The organism is Chloroherpetonaceae bacterium (assembly GCA_033763895.1).
In the GTDB taxonomy this organism is placed as follows: domain Bacteria; phylum Bacteroidota; class Chlorobiia; order Chlorobiales; family Thermochlorobacteraceae; genus JANRJQ01.
Map to the genome: position 1 here is coordinate 20,120 of JANRJQ010000008.1, position 18,179 is coordinate 38,298.

The window sequence follows — 18,179 nt, forward strand, 5'->3', positions numbered from 1 at the left end:
AATTGGCTCATTAATCGGGAAGTTCGTTCGGAACTTCTTCCCCTGAAGCCTGTTGTGAGCGTGAAACTTCTACATAATGCTCTTCGGTCGAAAGTCTCATCCTCAAATATTGACGAGAACCTGTACCGGCTGGTATCAATTTACCAACAATCACATTCTCTTTCAACCCTCTAAGGTAATCTTCTTTACCTTCAACGGAGGCATCTGTGAGAACTTTAGTTGTTTCTTGGAAAGATGCCGCTGAAATAAAGCTTTCGGTTTGTAGTGCCGCACTTGTAATACCCAAAAGGACATGAGACCAAGTTGCAGGCTTCGCTTTTTCAAAAGTCATCTGCTTTTTGCCTTCTTTCTTTAGCTCTTTGTTCTTCATCGTCACTTCTTCACGTGAGTAAAGCTCATTATCCTTGAAGCTTCTCGGAGCGTCTCCACGGTCAGTGACACGTACCATTTTTTCGACTTCTTGGTTTTCATCTCTTACTTCAAATCGGTCAACCAAATCACCGGGAAGTAAAAGTGTATCTCCTGCATCTTCAATCCGAACTTTTTGTAACATTTGCCGGACAATCACTTCAAGATGTTTGTCGTTGATTTCAACCCCAGCATTAAGCTGATATACCTTTTGAATTTCATTCACCAAATATTGTTGAACCGCATTCGGACCTTGAATGGCTAATATCTTTTCCGGTGAAATCACACCGTCTGTTAGCGCGTCTCCCGCTTTAACCTCATCCCCTTCATTGACCCACATTCTCTTTCCAATCGGAACAAGATACTCTTTGCGTTCTACCCGGTTTTCATACTCGAATTCGACAAAAACCTGTTTGTTATTACGCTTAGTACCGCCCATACGAATGGTTCCGTCAACTTCAGAAACAACAGCAGGATCAGTTGGATTTCGCGCTTCAAATAACTCCGTCACGCGAGGCAAGCCAGCTGTGATATCGCCACCCACTCGACCTGCATCTCTTGGAACTTTTGCAATAATTTGACCGACAGCAATCGAATCGCCATCTTCAATTGCAAGTGTTCCTTTGATCGGGATTGGATATGTCGCACGAATTTCACCATCTTCATCAACAACCTGAATCTTTGGTTCTTTCACATCACTTGCTTTTAGCTTTGAACGCCAGTTCACAATCACGCGTTCAACCGCACCAGTTTGCGTATCGGTTTCTTCTTTGAAAGTAACCCCTCTTTCGATATCGACAAACTTGGCTTTACCTTCGTATTCAGCAATTACAGGGATATTATTTGGCTCAACACTGTAAAGCACATCGCCTTTCTTTACCACCTGATTGTCTTTGCAAAGAAGTTTTGCACCGTAAGGAATCGGATATTTTTTTACAACTTTATCCGCTTTCTCATCATATACACTAATGACCCCGCTCTTTCGAACAGCCAACAAGCTGATATCTTCATCACCAGCATCATCATATTGAACCGAGGCAACCGTCTTGACATTTTCAAAAATCAAACGCCCATCATAGTTGGTAATAATTTCTGTTTCAGAAACACCACCCTGAGCAGCACCACCACCGTGGAAGGTACGAAGGGTCAACTGTGTGCCGGGTTCACCGATTGATTGAGCCGCAATAACGCCTACAGTATCACCGATTTCCGCCAGTTTATTCGTTCCAAGATTGACGCCGTAACACTTCGCACAAATTCCTCTTCGTGTTTCACAAGTTAGGACTGAACGGATTTCAACTTCTGTCACTCCATTGACATTATTGACTCTTTCAGCCATTTCTTCATTAATGAGTTCCCCGGCCTTAATAACCACTTCGCCCGAATTTACATCGATCACATCGCGCGCAGTGACTCTCCCTTTAAGCCGCTCGTGGAATTTAACTTTGCTTTGCGCTTCTTCTTCTGTCGGGCGGGTCATTGTGATACCGCGAGTTGTTCCGCAGTCTTTTTCATTAACAATCACATCCTGCGCAACATCGTGTAACCGGCGGGTGAGATAACCTGCATCTGCCGTTTTTAACGATGTATCAGAAAGACCTTTTCTTGCACCGTGAGTCGAAATAAAGTACTCCAAAACCGTCAACCCTTCTTTGAGATTTGAGATAATCGGGTTTTCGATAATTTCACCCGGCTGACCAGACATTGATTTTTGCGGCCGGGCAATAAGCCCTCTCATCCCTGTTAACTGACGAACCTGCTCGCGCGAACCGCGTGCGCCGGATTCCAACATCATAAAGAGCGGGTTGAATCCGTTGCGATCTTTCTTTAAAACCTCATAAGATTTTTCCCCTACCGTATTGTTGCAACGCTGCCAAACATCGACGATGTTGTTATACTTTTCGTTTTCTGTCATCGCCGCGGCATTGTACTGACGCAAGATTTGATTATTTCTTTCTTGAGCCTTCTTAACCTCTTCATATTTTTCGGTCGGGATAATCGCATCTGATAGACCAATTGAAAGCCCGCCACGCATAGCATAACTGAATCCAGTGGATTTTAAATCGTCAAGAAATACAACCGATCTCACACTGCCGCATTTTGAAATCACTTGGCCGATCAGATCTCGAACAGATTTTTTATCCATTACTTTATTCATAAATGGAATCTCTGTTGGAAGAATTTTATTGAACAAAACTCTCCCAACAGTTGTCGCGATATATTTCTTTTCCTGAATTTGCTTAAGCATCCAGTCGCGTGTGCCTTTTTTATCCTTGCTGTTGCCAAAGACAAAGTTTACAGCATTTTCGCCCGTAACGCTTTTTTCTTCACGAGCGCCTTCGTACCTCATGAAAATAAGTGAATGCAAGTCGATTGTGCCTTCATTGTAAGCAACCACCACTTCATCCGAAGAGTAGAAAATTTTACCTTGATGCGGAATCGTTTCGTTGTGCTTGGTCATGTAGTATATCCCTAAAACCATATCCTGCGATGGAACCACAACCGGCTTACCGGAAGCAGGTAGAATCAGGTTATGTGCAGAAAGCATCAGAATTGCTGCTTCCATTTGCGCTTCTTGCGAGAGCGGCACATGCACGGCCATTTGGTCGCCGTCAAAGTCGGCATTGAATGCCGTACAAACTAACGGGTGAATTTGAATGGCTTTTCCCTCAATCAAAACCGGTTGAAAGGCTTGAATACCTAAACGGTGAAGGGTTGGAGCACGGTTTAAGAGCACCGGATGTCCATCGATAACCTTTTCTAAAACATCCCAAATTGCGGGATCTTTACGATCAATCATTTTCTTGGCAGACTTCACCGATTTAGCAACTCCACGCTCAACCAATCTGCGAATCACAAATGGTTGGAAAAGTTCAATTGCCATTTCTTTTGGTAAGCCGCATTGATATAACTTCAATTCCGGTCCAACCACAATAACTGAACGACCGGAGTAATCGACTCTCTTCCCCAAAAGATTTTGGCGGAATCGTCCGGCTTTTCCTTTGAGTGAATCCGACAATGATTTCAGGGCGCGATTATTTTCACCTGATTTCACCGCATTGGCTTTACGAGAATTATCTAATAGCGCATCAACCGCTTCTTGAAGCATGCGTTTTTCATTACGCAAAATCACTTCGGGCGCTTTAATATCAATAAGTTTCTTCAAGCGGCTATTGCGAATAATCACCCTGCGATACAAATCATTCAGATCGGAGGTTGCGAAACGACCTCCTTCAAGCGGAACGAGCGGTCGAAGTTCCGGAGGAATTACCGGCACAACATCCATAACCATATATTCCGGTCGATTTCCATCATATCGGTAAGGCTCGGGAGCTTCAAGAGAAAATTCTTCTTTCTTCTTGGTTTCCTTAATGGTGATAAAACTGTTGCGGAAAGCTTCGATAACTTTCAACCTTTTTAACGCATCTGCTCTTTTTTGTTCAGAGCCTGATGTACGAAGGACTTCTCGCAGAATCTTCGCTTCTGCCGGAAGATCCATTTTCTTAAGGAGAGCTTTTATCGCCTCACCGCCCATCTTGGCGACAAATTTCTTTGGATCATCATCATCGAGATCTTGGTTTTCTTCGTACTCGCTGATAACCGTGTAAAACTGCTCTTCGGTCAAGCGATCCATAAACTTGAAGCCTTGCTTCTCCCCCGGCTCGCCGGGGTTGATGATCACATAAACTTCATAATAAATGATTCGCTCAAGTTCCTTCGTCGGAAGGTCTAATAAAGCACCAAGCTTACTCGGAACCGAACGGAAATACCAAGTATGAACCACCGGAACCGCAAGCGAAATATGCCCCATTCGTTCACGACGAACATTTTTGGTTGTCACTTCAACCCCGCAACGGTCGCAAATAATCCCTTTGTACCGCACACGCTTGTATTTTCCACAATAACATTCCCAATCTTTGGTTGGTCCAAAAATCTTTTCACACATTAAACCATCTCGTTCAGGCTTATAAGAACGATAATTGATTGTTTCAGGCTTTAATACCTCTCCTCGAGAGCGTGCAAGAATACTCTCAGGTGAAGCAATACTAATTTTTATTTTAGAGAAATCGCGTTTTGCCGCGACAGCTGGACTTGTCAAAAGTGCCATATTTGCTCCTCGTTTAGAATCTCTGTTTGATTCTCGGTTTCGATGTTATAAACTTGGTTCTTCTGTATGTATCAACTCTGCGTTGAAACTGAACGATATTCGCTCTTTGCCCTTATGGTACTCTATCATCTATACGAATTTCGAGACCAAGGCCCTGTAACTCTCTCACAAGCACATTGAAAGACTCCGGTACATTTGGTTCAGGTAAATTTTGACCCTTTACAATCGCTTCATATGTCTTAGTTCGGCCATTGACATCGTCAGATTTAACCGTCAGTATTTCTTGTAGAATATGAGCAGCGCCGTAGGCTTCAAGTGCCCAAACTTCCATTTCCCCAAACCGTTGTCCACCAAATTGCGCTTTACCTCCCAAAGGTTGCTGTGTAATCAGGGAGTATGGTCCGGTTGAGCGCGCGTGAATTTTGTCATCGACAAGGTGAGAAAGTTTCAGCATATAGATCTGACCTACAGTTACTTTTTGGTCAAACGCTTCACCTGTTCTACCATCGTAAAGTTGTACCTTTCCGTCAACCGGAAGTCCCGCCTCTTTCAATTTTTCCTGTACCTCTTGATAAGAAGCACCATCAAAAATCGGCGTCGCAAATTTCACACCTAATTTTTCAGCTGCCCATCCCAATGAAGTTTCAAAAAGCTGACCAATATTCATTCTGGAAGGCACACCCAGCGGGTTAAGCACGATATCAACCGGTGTTCCATCTTCCATAAAAGGCATATCTTCCATTGGAACAATCTTTCCGACAACCCCTTTATTACCGTGGCGACCGGCCATTTTGTCTCCTACTTGCAACTTTCTCTTTTGCGCGATATAAACTTTTGCAAGTTCTTCAATGCCCGGCTGTAATTCATCGCCTACATTGAGTTTGTACCGTTCATTTTCTAATTCATCATCAAGCTCTTTGTATCGGCGGCGATATTCATCGACCAAGCGACGGATAATGTTGTTCGTTTTCTTCGACTCCACAAAGCCGTTATCTAAATCAAGCCGATCTAAACGGGTAATTTGCCGATAGACTTCAAGATTTTGCTTCGTGAACGTTGTGCCTTTGCGAATCTTAATCTCATCCTTTTCGCGTACACCTACCGATTCTTTACCATCCAAATAGTGCATGAAGCGTGAAAAGAATTTTTCGAGCAATTCTTCTTTTTTCCGTGTGTATTCTTTTTCCAATTTTGCAATGCGCAATTTCGGATCTTCACCCAATTTCTTTTTTCGGCTAAAGAGTTTGGTTTTAATCACAACCCCATTCATTCCCGGCGGCGCATGAAGTGAAGCATCTTTCACATCGCTTGACTTTTCACCGAAAATGGCTCTTAGAAGCTTTTCTTCAGGTGTTGGATCGGTTTCTCCCTTCGGCGTAATTTTTCCGATAAGGATGTCCTTTTCTTTGACTTCAGCACCGATACGAATGATGCCGTTTTCGTCAAGATTTTTTAAGGCATCTTCGCTGACATTGTAGATATCTCGGGTGAATTGTTCTTCACCGCGTTTCGTATCACGAACAGTTAATTCAAATTCATGAATGTGGATGGAGGTGTACACATCGTCCGAAACCAACCGCTCGGAAAGCACAATGGCGTCTTCGAAGTTATATCCTCTCCAAGGCATGAAGGCAACGAGCACATTTTTACCCAACGCCAATTCACCATTTTCTGTTGAAGAGCCATCGGCAAGCACCTCACCTTTTTTCACTCTTTGACCTTCACTGACAATCGGTTTTTGATTAATAACCGTGTCTTGATTGGATCTAAAAAACTTCGTGAGTTTATAGGACTTAAGGGTTTCATCCACATCAATAAGGGAGCCTTCGGCTTCATCATCGACACGTTTGTCATATCGAACGACAATTTCATTTGATGTTACGGATTCAATAACCCCGTCTCCTTCGGCGGAAATCATTGTTCTAGAATCACGCGCAATTGTTGCTTCCAGACCGGTTCCGACAAGCGGAGCTTCAGCTCTGAGAAGTGGTACAGCTTGGCGTTGCATATTTGAACCCATCAAAGCGCGGTTAGCATCGTCATGTTCCAGAAATGGAATTAACGCAGCCGCTGCACTCACAATTTGATTTGGAGCCACATCCATAAATTGAACTTCCTTCGGTGACACAAGCGGGTAGTCACCTCTTCGTCTTGCTTGAACATTCTCACCGGAAATTTTTCCTCCATTATCAAGTTTTACTGTGGCCGGAACAGTAATCTTATTTTCTTCATCTTCTGCCGAAAGATATTCAACTTTTTGTTGAGGCACACCTTCTTTTACCGGGCGATAGGGTGTTTCGATAAACCCCTTTTCGTTGATTTTTGCGTAAATACAAAAGGACGAAATAAGACCGATATTGGGGCCTTCGGGTGTTTCAATCGGGCAAAGTCTTCCATAGTGTGTGTAATGGACGTCACGAACTTCAAACCCTGCGCGTTCGCGGGTCAATCCGCCCGGTCCTAAGGCTGATGTTCGGCGTTTATTTGTCAATTCAGCCAACGGATTGGTTTGATCCATAAACTGAGAGAGTTGGCTAGTGCCGAAAAATGAAGAAATTACGCTTGATACGGTTCTTGCATTTACAAGATCTGAGGGCGTTACTTTTTCTGAATCTCTTGCATTGAGTTTTTCTTTCACATTTTTCGCCATTCTCGCAAGCCCAACCAAAAACTGAGCTGAAAGCTGTTCACCGACCGACTTCACCCTACGGTTTGAAAGGTGATCGACATCATCAACATCAATTTTTCCATTCACCAACCGAAGCATGTAATACATAATCGCAATCATATCATATTGCGTCAGTACTACTTGTTCAGGATTAACTGATACTTTTCCATCAGGCTGTTTCAGATTGCCAATCTTTTCCTCAATTGGTGCAAAAAGTCGTTTTAAGTGCGCATCTTTACCAAAGATTTCTTGTATTTCTTTGTATTGGTCTGAAAGCTTTTTGTTAAGTCTATATCGCCCGACATCACCCAAATCATATTTTTTTGAGTTGAAAAATGTTCGGTCAAGTAGCCCACGTGCGGCTTCTAAATCCGGCGCCTCATTGGATCGAAGCTCACGGTAGATTGTTTCTAATGCTTGCTCTTCAGTTCTGGATTCGTCTTTGGTGAGTGTGGTTACAACCACCGACTTATCAAGATCGGTTTCTTTATCCAATCGGTTGACTTTTACCTTTGTAACACCAGCATCAATGAGTTGCTCGATTTCTGATTCCCCAATAATTACGCCTGAACTAATAACCTCGTCGGTTTTTTGATTAATGACATCATCTGCCAAATATCGCCCAATTAAATGTTCATTTTTTTCCGGATCTTTGAATACAGAGACCTCCTCAAGCATATCAAACGCGCGAAGAATATCTTCGCTTCTTGGAAAGCCGACAGCACGAAGCAATGTGGTTGCTAAAAACTTTTTCTTTTGATCGATATAAACATAAAGCAGATTGTTAATATCGGTTTGGAATTCAATCCAAGATCCTCGCAGAGGAACAATCTTGGCTGAATACATTTTCTTCCCGTTCGGGTGAGTGGCATCTGAAAATACAACACCCGGGGAACGGTGCAACTGAGCAACAATAACACGCTCAGCTCCGTTAATAATAAATGTGCCGCGTTCGGTCATATATGGAATCTTCCCCAAGTAAACTTCTTGCTCTTGGGTTTCTTTCCATTCTGTTTCTTCTGGTTCATCCTTGTATGAAAGCCTCAATTTAGCTTTGAGAGAGACTTCGTATGTTAGCCCTCGTTCAATACATTCTTCAATCGTATACCGAGGTTTATCAATTGTATAGCTGACATACTCTAACAAGTACAATTCTTTGGTATCTGTAATCGGAAAGCTGTTCCTTAATACCTCTTCCAATCCCTTTCTTTTGCGACGCTCAGCTGGGACATCATCTTGCAAAAACTCACGATATGAGCGCAGTTGCACTTCAAGCAAATCGGGTGCAGTGAGCAATTGCGGAATCTTAGAAAAGGATACTCTTTCGGCTTTCTTTTTTGGAGATTTGGTTCTCACGATAGCCTCTCTTTTGGATAAATTTGTGAAATAGCAGAATGAAAATCTTCAGCAACTAAAGAAACAACGGTTTTGATTAACGCTCTTTTTCAAAGAAAGCGTTCCCAAAGTCTCTTGCCACTTGAAAAATGCTCGTGTGAGATCACTGTAGGATTATTTGTTTCTGAACGAAGTTAACAAATTAATTAAAATTTCCGATTCCTAAGTTTTTTCTCACTAACTGCAGAAATTCAAGGCTCTTACAATAGAAACAACAAAAGCCCCGCGCCATTTCGGCGCGGAGCCTTAAAATAAAATGAATTCAAATATTTATTTGAGTTCGACTTCGGCGCCTGCTTCGCGCAATTCCTTTGCGAGCTTTTCGGCATCGGCCTTTGGCATTGCCTCTTTAACGGTTTTCGGTGCGCCATCAACCAATTCTTTGGCTTCTTTGAGGCCAAGATTTGTTGCCGCGCGAACAACCTTGATGACGTTAATTTTGTTTGCTCCACCGCTCTTCAAAATCACATCAAATTCAGTTTTTTCTTCAGCAGCAGGTGCAGCAGCAGCGGCGGCCGGAGCTGCGCCACCGGCAACCATTACAGGTGCAGCAGCACTGACGCCAAATTTGGCTTCCAATGCCTTTACGAGTTCAGACGCTTCGGTAAGCGTAAGTTTACCAATTTCTTCTACGAGTGTTTCAACAGATGCCATTTGAGCTTATCCTTGATAAATGATTAAAAAAATAATACAACAAAAATGTAAAGGTAGAAGCGATCCTTTACAAAAAAGTTGAGTGCGTAAGTTCTAATAAAATTATGCCGCGGCGTTTTGCTTTTTTGCAACTTCGTTAACAGCTTGCATCAAACTGCGAATGACTGCGTTCATTGATGAAGGCACACGAACAATAACTTGATTTACCACGCCAATTGCTTTAGCGATGTTTTCCACACGGCCAGCCATCCCGGCAATTTCATTCAGTCGGCTTGATTCAAAAACAGTGCCTTCAATTGAAGCCATTTTGAATTTGAGCTTATCAACCTCACCGGAGAACTGCTTAATAATCTTTGCAGGTGCAATCGGATCGTCGTAGCTTAAGGCTAATGCGGTCGTGTTTTTTAAGCCACTGACTAACTTATCAGAAAGCTTAGCCTCCTTAAGCGCTTTCTTAATAAGCGTATTTTTGACAACCTTATATTCAATACCGGCTTTTCGAAATTGATTACGAAGATTTGAAACTTGTTCAACAGTTAATCCACTGAATTCGGTCAAATAAACCCCGTTTGCTTTTTTGAGCTTTTCGGTTACTTCTGCCAATATGACGGCTTTATCTTCTTTTTTCATACTTGTCTTTATCTAAATGATTAGCGTTCCTTTTCAATTATTGCGTTGCCAACAGCGTATCTTTCTTAATGCGCAAAGATGGCGACATTGAGGAAGAAACAAATATTGACTTCAAATATTGACCCTTCGCTGCAGCTGGCTTCGCACGAAGAACAGCACTGACGAATGCATGAAGATTTTCTGAAATCTTCTGATCACCGAAAGAAAGTTTTCCTACGCCTGCATGAACAATCCCTGCTTTATCTACACGAAACTCTATCTTACCGGCTTTTAATTCGCGTACTGCCTTGCCAACATCCATCGTTACAGTTCCTGATTTTGGATTAGGCATTAACCCTTTTGGACCAAGAACCTTACCAAGTTTACCAACTTCAGCCATTACATCCGGCGTGGCAACAATGACATCGATATCTGACCATCCACCTTGAATTTTCTCTACATAGGTTTGCAACCCAAAGTGATCGGCACCTGCTGCTTTGGCTTCTTCTTCTTTATTGGCTTTACACATAACGAGGACACGAACCGATTTACCAACACCGTGCGGCAATACCACTGTACCACGCACCAATTGATCGGCATGCTTTGGGTCAACACCGAGCCGCATCGCGACTTCGACGGTAGGGTCAAATTTTGTGTAGCTGATTTCCTTTAGCTTTGAGGCAGCTTCCTCGATGCTATATTCAGCATCGGGATTGAGCATCCCAAATGCTTTGGTGTATTTCTTTCCTGACATTTTAAATAAAATTGTGGTTAACGAATAACGATGGAAAAACCATCTCCCACTAAAAAACTTACTCTATAACCGTAATTCCCATACTTTTAGCGGTACCTGCAACCATACTTTCGGCTGAGGCGAGGCTTGTAGTGTTTAAATCCGGCATTTTCAATTGAGCGATTTTCCGCACTTGCTCACGCGTCACTTTGCCCACCTTCGTCCGATTCGGTTCAGCTGATCCTTTTTCAATTTTTGCTTCTTTAATAAGCAAAATCGAAGCTGGTGGCGTTTTTGTAATAAAAGTAAACGACTTATCTGAAAACACCGTAATTACAACTGGGATAATAAGACCAGCTTGAGAAGCAGTTTTGGCGTTAAACTGCTTACAAAATTCCATAATGTTAACCCCTTTTTGTCCGAGAGCCGGACCGACCGGCGGCGCAGGATTTGCTTGACCCGCTGGGATTTGAAGCTTAATATATCCGGTTATTTTCTTAGCCATTGCTTTACGATAGTCGTTTCTATTTTGTAATAAACTTTAAGACCGTTGTTTGTTAGTTAACCACCGGTTTCACTTGTGAAAAATCAAATTCTGTTGGAGTACTTCTTCCAAAGAAGCTTAGCAAAACTTTAACTTTCATTTTCTCAGTATTAACTTCCTGTACTGTTCCTGTCAGTGTTGCAAATGGACCATCGGTTACTTTAACCGATCCGCCGATTTCAAAAGGCGACTTTATTGAAGAACGCTTATCAGCATCTTGGTCAGGCTCCATAATTCGCTTTACTTCATCAGGGCGCAGTGCTTGGGGCTCATCCTTCACACCTAAAAACCCTACAACAGAAGGAGTTTCGAGAATAACACTCTTAGTTTGCTTATCTAAAAGAGCTTCTACTAAAATGTATCCCGGAAAAGCATTTTTTGTACGACTGGTTTTTTTTCCGTCTTTTACCTCTACAAACTTTTCATATGGGATATAAACTTGCGCGATTTTTTCAGCGATTCCGTGCTTTTCGATTTCACGGTCGATATGTTCCTTTACCTTTCTTTCGTGCCCAGAATACGTGCGCACCGTGTACCAGCGGCGCTTAGATGCAAGCCCACCTCCTGCCAATGCAGCAGACTGAAGTGCCACACTTGAATCAAGGGGTTTTGCTTCTTCAACCGGATTTTCAGATGGAATTTGATCTTCTTCTCCGCCGGTGGTACTTAACTCTTCGTTTATCATTGAAATCGTTTCGCCTAATTCGTTACAAAGCGTGCTTTACCCTAACTTAACCAACTGCTTGATCACAAAATTAATGGTTTCATCAGTCACAAATGTAAATAAGGCCAATAAGCCTGAAACCGTTAGTACAACTATCGTTGATTCCTTCAGTTCTTCCTGAGAAGGCCAAGTTACCTTCTTCATTTCCGTCACTACTTCAGATGCGTACTGCTTTATTTTATCAACCATAAATTCAACTTTCTTTTTCCTCGTGAAGCCCAATAAGGGTACTCTACGAGTGAAATAAATTCAAGAAATCCTAGATCAAAACCTCGCGCTTCAACAAAAAAGAAATCATCTGACGAAACATGTCTTTTGAAAATCTTTTGTAAATCGAAGCTAACTAAATGAAGAGTTTGGTTAATCCGACACAAGAGTTCTAATCAAAACAAATTCAACCCTTATCGATTCAACTTACCCCACGAGGTAACCTTGCACGGGCGGTAGGAATCGAACCCACAACCAACGGTTTTGGAGACCGCTACTCTACCAATTGAGCTACGCCCGTAAATAAATAACAAAAAGTGTGAATCATCTCGATTAGCAAGTATATCCTCATTTGATATGATTCAGCAGCTTGAGCTGATGACCGGGATTGAACCGGTGACCTCGTCCTTACCAAGGACGTGCTCTACCAACTGAGCTACATCAGCAAACAGAATGTCAAAGATCAGTGGGCAGAGAAGGATTCGAACCTCCGAAGACAGAGTCAGCTGATTTACAGTCAGCCGCGTTTGGCCACTTCGCTATCTGCCCAAACTTTTTCACTGAGCTGGTGGAGGGATTTGAACCCCCGACCTACTGATTACAAATCAGTTGCTCTACCAACTGAGCTACACCAGCGAAATTTAGAACTAAACTTTTCAAAAAACCAACTCGTGATTTTACCCTTCCCCGATAAACCTAAAAACAGGTACTTTTGATTGCATACAGCCCGCATCGCCTTTTCGGTAGGCCATTTACAGGCCTTTCGGCCTTTCAAGTGAAGTTATTCGGAAAGCGAAAAGGCCACAAAGATACGTGAGTGAAAGTAAAATTCAAAATAGATTTCTTATTTACTTATCAAATTTTTGGGCGACTTTGCGCTTTTACAATGAGTTTCATTCACATTTAATTATAAGCTTAGTCAAAAACGATTTCCATTGGTGCATGATCTGAGCTTTTTTCTTCGGTATGAATTCGCCCAATTTTTGCGTTTTGCGCCATTTTTTCAGAAGCATAAAGGCAATCGATTCGCCAGCCTAAATTTTTTTCGCGGGCACCCTTCCAATAAGGCCACCACGTATAGAGTCCTGTCTGACCGGGATTCATTTCTCGAAAAACGTCCTTGAGCCCAAGTTGCAGCCACGCGTCAATTTCTGCCCGTTCAGGTGGTCGAAACCCAACGGCATCGTCGCTTTTTTGAGAATCGTGAAGATCGATGGGTGTGTGAGCCACATTGATATCGCCGCAGAGCATTACTTCTCTGCCATTTTTCATTTCAAGCGAAAGAAACTGCCCGATTTTTTTGAAAAAATCCAGCTTTACTTGATAATGATCATCTTTTTCTCCTCGAGGCATATAAACACCGAGAAGCGTGAATTCATCAGTCTGCAACCCTACCAAGCGGTTTTCCAAATCGAATGGGGGAATAATAAAGATTGGATTTTTTAATGATTGAAGTGTGCTTTTCTTCACAAAAAGCGCAGTTCCACTGTATCCGCCGCGAACGGTCGAATCATTCCAAAAAATTTCGTATCCATCAACATTTTGAAATGAGATCGGAATTTTTGTTTTGTCTGCCTTGATTTCTTGGAGGCATAACACATCGGGCAATGATTTTTGGAGCCATTGATGTAAAGCAGCTTCACGGGCGCGAATCCCATTTACATTCCAAGTAACGACAGAAAAAGGCATAGGTTGACTTTTGAAAAATGAGTTTTGAAATCAAGTTCTATTCACTACGAACTTACGATAACTTTGAAAAGAAACCGAAAAAGACGCTTGTAGATTTCTATGTGTTCATTATATTTGCAGCCCTTTTCTTAAAGGGTTTCGCTCTGCAATTTCTTTTTGATTTGTTTTAGGCAAAATTCAGGCCTACTGCCGACTTTCAGAAAATGCGCATTTGATATTAGTTTTACACATCGCTTTGATAGATAGCGAATGGCTCACCGAAAAATTTAAAAAAATTTATAAGATTTACTACTTAACACTTGATATAACTGACCTAACGCATGCCAAGACATAAATCTGCCGAAAAGCGTGTTCGCCAATCAAAGCGTCGCAATGTTCGCAACCGTAATAACAAATCAGAAGCAAAGAAACTCATTAAGGCTGTTGCAGCGGCTGTCAAAACGGGAACCAGTGCTGACGAAACTGAAAAGGCCTTAAGAGCGGCTGTTCAAAAACTTGACCGAATGGAAGTCAAGGGATTGATGCATCGCAATGCGGTTGCTCGCCATAAGTCTCGCCTTGTAAAGTCTGTCAACGCGACAAAAAAAACTGCTTCAAAGTAAACACGCGTTAATTTCAAGACTTTTTGTATTTAGCCATATCGATATGCGGTATGGCTTTTTTTTTGACATTTTCATTCAATGCCGCGCCTTTTCTCTCATTCAAATGTAATTCACATGACATCCAATCGATTTTTATTCTTTACTCTCATAACGCTGAGTATCATTTTATTTTCAGGGTGCGACGGTTGCAGCAAAAAGCGAGAATTAACCTTAAACCGCCCAGACAGTTTAATTGAAATGAGAGCTGAAGAAACCCGAAGGAAATATCAGGAGGCGATGAAGGAAGCTAACGAAGCGGCGAAAGCGAAACCCCGCCCTGCTTCGCCTAAGGTCACTAAGCCACCCAAGCAAGCTGAACCCACAGAGCCGGAACCTGAAATGCAACAAGTTCAGACGATTTATGTTGAGCCCGGCATTGATTACTCAGCGATGGATAACACGATTTCAGTCATCGAAGATAAGGTTCAAACAACGGTGGAATCGGCGAAGAGGCGGCTAAATAATAAAACCGGGTATATTCAGTATCAAATTTTTGTTGCGCCTACGGGACAAGTCAAGTCGGTTTCGATTTTACACAACGACCTTGACGCCGCCGCCGGGGCAGCCATTCAAGCAATTGTTCGCTCAACCAGTTTTAAGAAATGGAATCCAGCAGCAAATTCAGAGAATGAATACAAGTCGCCGTTGCTGAAATCAGTGTTCTGAAGAGACGCAATTTTAATGGCTATCTTTTGTATCGTTAAGATTTAAAGTATCTTTTTGCCGTTAACGATGTCTTATTTGATTATGAAGATAAGTTATGCAACTCGACCGTATAGACATAAAGGGGTTTAAATCGATAAACTCACTTTCACTTCATTTGAAGCCCATCAACATTCTCATTGGAGCAAATGGAGCGGGAAAATCAAATTTCATTTCGGTATTTAAACTTCTCAATGAATTAATTAAAGAAAATCTTCAAAAATATATTCAGGTTGAAGGTGGTGCCAATTCGCTCGCTCATTTTGGTGTTAAAGTCACACATAAAATTGAACTAACTCTCGGTTTTGGCATCAATACCTATCACTTATCTCTATTACCAACACAGAATGATATATTATTGATTGATATTGAACGGTGTACCATACACGACAAAACCAAGTACACAGAACCCTATCATCAATACACGACAGCAGATAGATACGAAACAAATCTCACTCGTGATTCTTCTGGTGTAGCACAATTTGTAAGAAAATGTTTTCAAGAATGGCGTGTGTATCATTTTCATGATACCAGTTCGAACTCGGCCGTTAAAAGAACTACAGATATCAATGACAACCTTCACCTTCGGCCGGATGGAGGAAACTTAGCGGCGTTCCTCTATCGATTGAAAGTTGCAGAGTATGATTCCTATCGCAATATTCGAGATACTATACGCCTCATTGTGCCTTATTTTGATGACTTTCTCTTGCGAGCAAATCCCGTTAACCCAAATACCATAAAATTAGAATGGTATTCCAAAGGCTCAGATTATCCATTTCAAGTTTACCATCTCTCTGATGGAACTTTGCGATTCATTTGTTTGGCAACCCTTTTTTTGCAACCTGCTCATTTAATGCCATCCACGATTTTAATTGATGAGCCCGAATTAGGACTTCATCCTTATGCCATTAATTTACTTGCTAGTTTCATCAAAAGCGTCAGTTCCATTAAACAAGTGATTATCTCAACGCAATCAGTTTCGCTTATTAATCATTTTTCAGCGGAAGATATTATTGTGGTTAATCAAAAAAATAGAGTCTCCTCTTTTGAAAGGCTTTCTGAGGAAAGACTTAGCAATTGGCTTGAAGAATATTCGCTAGGAGAACTTTGGGAAAAGAATGTATTTGGCGGAAGACCTGAATAAAATGGTACGGTTGAATTTTTTAGTGGAAGGAGAAACGGAAGAAACTTTTGTAAGAGATTTGCTTACGCCTCACTTTTCACAACTCGAAATTTACTGCACCGCTAGGCGGGTTGAAACCAAAAGAGCGAATGGAAAAATTTATAGGGGAGGAATAACTAATTATGAAAAAGTAAAAAAAGATTTACTGAGGTGGATGAAAGAAGATACAAATGCTCATTTTACTTCAATGTTTGACCTTTATGCACTCCCTTCAGATTTCCCAAAGTATAATGAATCGTTAGGAATCCGTGACCCATATAAAAAGGTTCAATTTCTTGAACAATCGTTCTTTGAGGATATTGAATACCGCCGTTTTACGCCATATATCCAATTGCATGAATTTGAAGCTTTGCTTTTTTCAGATGTCAATATCATTGAGCAGAGGCTAAAACCTTTTCAACCCCGCACAAAGTTAGAAGACTTAAACAAAATCTTATTTGAATGTCATTCGCCCGAATTAATTGATGATGGAATCCAAACGGCACCTTCAAAAAGACTCTTGGTACTTTACCCTGCTTATCAAAAACGACTTTATGGGAGTTTAATTTCCAAAGAAATTGGATTAGCCACGATTCAAAGTAAATGCCCACACTTCCATTGGTGGATAACGACATTGCAAGGTCTTAAATAAAACTCATAAACCATTGTATTGTAAAAGATTTCTATTAGGGAAACTTCGATTTTGATTTGAGGGTTGAAATCATTAACTATTGGTGAGCGATTGCTTCACGCTTCGAGACTTCATGACCACAGCCCGTGCCCACGGCAACGACACCATTCATTCTTTTATTCATTTTTACAGATTCACTTTAACTGAAGTTTTTCACAAGAACTAACCGACTTTACACATATATGGCTAACATCAATTTTGGTTTTGAGCATCATGCATCAAAATTGTTTCATCCGCGCATCGAAAATAGTATCAATCATCTTCAAGCCTCAGCGCTGCAAGGGCAAGCAACTAACCCGATGATGAATATGCTCGTTCCGATGGTTATTGAAACCTCTGGAAGAGGCGAGCGCGCATTCGATATATTCTCACGATTGCTTCGTGAACGCATCATTTTTTATGGCAATGTGGTTGACGACCACTCTGCAGGTTTGGTGATTGCACAGCTGATTTTTTTGGAATCGGAAGATCCGGAGCGCGATATCTATCTCTACATTAATTCGCCCGGAGGCAGCGTTTCGGCAGGGCTTGGCATTTATGATACAATGAATTTTATCCGTGCCGATGTGGCCACTGTGTGTGTTGGAATGGCGGCTTCGATGGGTGCGTTTTTGCTTTCATCGGGTGCGAAAGGCAAGCGTGCATCACTTCCACATTCACGCATTATGATTCATCAACCTTCGGGTGGGGCGCAAGGTCAGGAAACCGATATTTTGATTATGGCCGATGAAATTCGCAAGACGCGTGTATTGCTTGAAGAGATTTTAGCAAAGAATACGGGTCAAACGGCTGACCAAGTGCGAAAAGATTCAGAACGAGACCGTTGGATGTCGGCACCGGAAGCGAAGGCTTACGGGCTGATTGATGAAATTTTTGAAAAGCGGCCTGCTTCAACCGAAAAGAAGTGAGGCTTATCTTGGAAAGGCATGAGAGGGCGACATTTTGTCGCCCTTTTTGTTAAATTTCATTAAAAGCATTTCTAAACATCCAACTCCATTAATGTTCAATTCTTATGCATGATTGGGAAACGCTCATCGATTCAAATCCTCAAATATTATTTGGGAAACCCATTATTAAAGGAACTCGGATTCCTGTTGAGCTTATTTTGGAAAAACTTTCTCTTGGAGAAACTGTTCAAAGCGTCCTAGACGCTTACCCTTCTATTCAAGAGCATCAGATTCGTGCTTGTTTAGCTTTTGCTGCTGCTTCCTTAAAAAATGAACGGGTAACTTATTTTTAGACTC

The 18,179-nt window shown here is 41.8% G+C and carries 15 protein-coding genes and 4 tRNA genes; 6 read left to right on the forward strand and 13 right to left on the reverse strand.

What is annotated here, in order from left to right; all coding sequences use genetic code 11:
- Positions 1-10: 10 nt before the first annotated feature.
- From rpoC to SFU91_07400, 13 genes are all read right to left on the reverse strand, one after another.
- On the reverse strand, positions 11-4,516 hold the full coding sequence (gene rpoC / locus SFU91_07340; protein MDX2128834.1) for a DNA-directed RNA polymerase subunit beta': 4,506 nt from the start codon (positions 4,514-4,516) through the stop codon (positions 11-13).
- 112 nt (positions 4,517-4,628) lie between these two features.
- Complete coding sequence (gene rpoB, locus SFU91_07345) at positions 4,629-8,540, reverse strand: DNA-directed RNA polymerase subunit beta (protein ID MDX2128835.1); 3,912 nt, start codon at positions 8,538-8,540, stop codon at positions 4,629-4,631.
- Positions 8,541-8,849: 309 nt separating this feature from the next.
- Positions 8,850-9,233 carry a 50S ribosomal protein L7/L12 gene (gene rplL / locus SFU91_07350; GenBank protein MDX2128836.1) on the reverse strand — a complete coding sequence of 128 codons (384 nt, stop codon included), beginning with the start codon at positions 9,231-9,233 and terminating at the stop codon, positions 8,850-8,852.
- A 102-nt stretch (positions 9,234-9,335) separates the two neighbouring features.
- The gene (gene rplJ / locus SFU91_07355; protein ID MDX2128837.1) at positions 9,336-9,863 is read right to left on the reverse strand and encodes a 50S ribosomal protein L10; all 528 of its coding nucleotides are present in this window, start codon (positions 9,861-9,863) and stop codon (positions 9,336-9,338) included.
- Between the two features lie 37 nt (positions 9,864-9,900).
- Positions 9,901-10,596 (reverse strand): 50S ribosomal protein L1, encoded by a 696-nt coding sequence (gene rplA, locus SFU91_07360; GenBank protein ID MDX2128838.1) that lies wholly within the window; start codon positions 10,594-10,596, stop codon positions 9,901-9,903.
- A gap of 58 nt (positions 10,597-10,654) precedes the next feature.
- Complete coding sequence (gene rplK / locus SFU91_07365; protein ID MDX2128839.1) at positions 10,655-11,080, reverse strand: 50S ribosomal protein L11; 426 nt, start codon at positions 11,078-11,080, stop codon at positions 10,655-10,657.
- A gap of 52 nt (positions 11,081-11,132) precedes the next feature.
- Positions 11,133-11,804, reverse strand: a complete 672-nt coding sequence (gene nusG, locus SFU91_07370; GenBank protein ID MDX2128840.1) for a transcription termination/antitermination protein NusG — start codon at positions 11,802-11,804, stop codon at positions 11,133-11,135.
- A 36-nt stretch (positions 11,805-11,840) separates the two neighbouring features.
- Positions 11,841-12,032, reverse strand: coding sequence for a preprotein translocase subunit SecE (gene secE, locus SFU91_07375; protein ID MDX2128841.1), 192 nt, complete (start codon positions 12,030-12,032; stop codon positions 11,841-11,843).
- 246 nt (positions 12,033-12,278) lie between these two features.
- Positions 12,279-12,351 (reverse strand) — tRNA-Trp (locus tag SFU91_07380).
- Positions 12,352-12,423: 72 nt separating this feature from the next.
- Positions 12,424-12,496: transfer RNA gene (locus tag SFU91_07385), tRNA-Thr, on the reverse strand.
- A 21-nt stretch (positions 12,497-12,517) separates the two neighbouring features.
- Positions 12,518-12,599, reverse strand: a tRNA-Tyr gene (locus tag SFU91_07390).
- Between the two features lie 14 nt (positions 12,600-12,613).
- Positions 12,614-12,686: transfer RNA gene (locus SFU91_07395), tRNA-Thr, on the reverse strand.
- A 279-nt stretch (positions 12,687-12,965) separates the two neighbouring features.
- Positions 12,966-13,739: an exodeoxyribonuclease III gene (locus SFU91_07400; GenBank protein MDX2128842.1), complete on the reverse strand. Its 774-nt coding sequence runs from the start codon at positions 13,737-13,739 to the stop codon at positions 12,966-12,968.
- A 320-nt stretch (positions 13,740-14,059) separates the two neighbouring features.
- Here SFU91_07400 and rpsT point away from each other — a divergent pair, with 320 nt between their 5' ends.
- From rpsT to SFU91_07430, 6 genes are all read left to right on the forward strand, one after another.
- Entirely contained in the window at positions 14,060-14,341 is a 282-nt protein-coding gene (gene rpsT, locus SFU91_07405) for a 30S ribosomal protein S20 (GenBank protein MDX2128843.1), read from the forward strand.
- Positions 14,342-14,455: 114 nt separating this feature from the next.
- The gene (locus SFU91_07410; GenBank protein ID MDX2128844.1) at positions 14,456-15,046 is read left to right on the forward strand and encodes a hypothetical protein; all 591 of its coding nucleotides are present in this window, start codon (positions 14,456-14,458) and stop codon (positions 15,044-15,046) included.
- 94 nt (positions 15,047-15,140) lie between these two features.
- On the forward strand, positions 15,141-16,226 hold the full coding sequence (locus tag SFU91_07415) for an AAA family ATPase (protein ID MDX2128845.1): 1,086 nt from the start codon (positions 15,141-15,143) through the stop codon (positions 16,224-16,226).
- Between the two features lies 1 nt (position 16,227).
- A complete protein-coding gene (locus SFU91_07420; GenBank protein ID MDX2128846.1) occupies positions 16,228-16,896 on the forward strand; it encodes a DUF4276 family protein in 669 nt (222 codons plus the stop codon).
- Between the two features lie 221 nt (positions 16,897-17,117).
- Positions 17,118-17,843 carry an ATP-dependent Clp protease proteolytic subunit gene (locus tag SFU91_07425; protein ID MDX2128847.1) on the forward strand — a complete coding sequence of 242 codons (726 nt, stop codon included), beginning with the start codon at positions 17,118-17,120 and terminating at the stop codon, positions 17,841-17,843.
- 104 nt (positions 17,844-17,947) lie between these two features.
- A complete protein-coding gene (locus SFU91_07430) occupies positions 17,948-18,175 on the forward strand; it encodes a DUF433 domain-containing protein (protein MDX2128848.1) in 228 nt (75 codons plus the stop codon).
- Positions 18,176-18,179 lie beyond the last annotated feature (4 nt).

Bases quoted from the DNA above. Each gene is read 5' to 3' on its own strand.
- rpoC (MDX2128834.1), bottom strand. From the start codon at position 4,516: ATGGCACTTTTGACAAGTCCAGCTGTCGCGGCAAAACGCGATTTCTCT.
- rplL (MDX2128836.1), bottom strand. From the start codon at position 9,233: ATGGCATCTGTTGAAACACTCGTAGAAGAAATTGGTAAACTTACGCTT.
- rplJ (MDX2128837.1), bottom strand. From the start codon at position 9,863: ATGAAAAAAGAAGATAAAGCCGTCATATTGGCAGAAGTAACCGAAAAG.
- rplA (MDX2128838.1), bottom strand. From the start codon at position 10,596: ATGTCAGGAAAGAAATACACCAAAGCATTTGGGATGCTCAATCCCGAT.
- rplK (MDX2128839.1), bottom strand. From the start codon at position 11,080: ATGGCTAAGAAAATAACCGGATATATTAAGCTTCAAATCCCAGCGGGT.
- nusG (MDX2128840.1), bottom strand. From the start codon at position 11,804: ATGATAAACGAAGAGTTAAGTACCACCGGCGGAGAAGAAGATCAAATT.
- secE (MDX2128841.1), bottom strand. From the start codon at position 12,032: ATGGTTGATAAAATAAAGCAGTACGCATCTGAAGTAGTGACGGAAATG.
- SFU91_07400 (MDX2128842.1), bottom strand. From the start codon at position 13,739: ATGCCTTTTTCTGTCGTTACTTGGAATGTAAATGGGATTCGCGCCCGT.
- rpsT (MDX2128843.1), top strand. From the start codon at position 14,060: ATGCCAAGACATAAATCTGCCGAAAAGCGTGTTCGCCAATCAAAGCGT.
- SFU91_07410 (MDX2128844.1), top strand. From the start codon at position 14,456: ATGACATCCAATCGATTTTTATTCTTTACTCTCATAACGCTGAGTATC.
- SFU91_07415 (MDX2128845.1), top strand. From the start codon at position 15,141: ATGCAACTCGACCGTATAGACATAAAGGGGTTTAAATCGATAAACTCA.
- SFU91_07420 (MDX2128846.1), top strand. From the start codon at position 16,228: ATGGTACGGTTGAATTTTTTAGTGGAAGGAGAAACGGAAGAAACTTTT.
- SFU91_07425 (MDX2128847.1), top strand. From the start codon at position 17,118: ATGGCTAACATCAATTTTGGTTTTGAGCATCATGCATCAAAATTGTTT.
- SFU91_07430 (MDX2128848.1), top strand. From the start codon at position 17,948: ATGCATGATTGGGAAACGCTCATCGATTCAAATCCTCAAATATTATTT.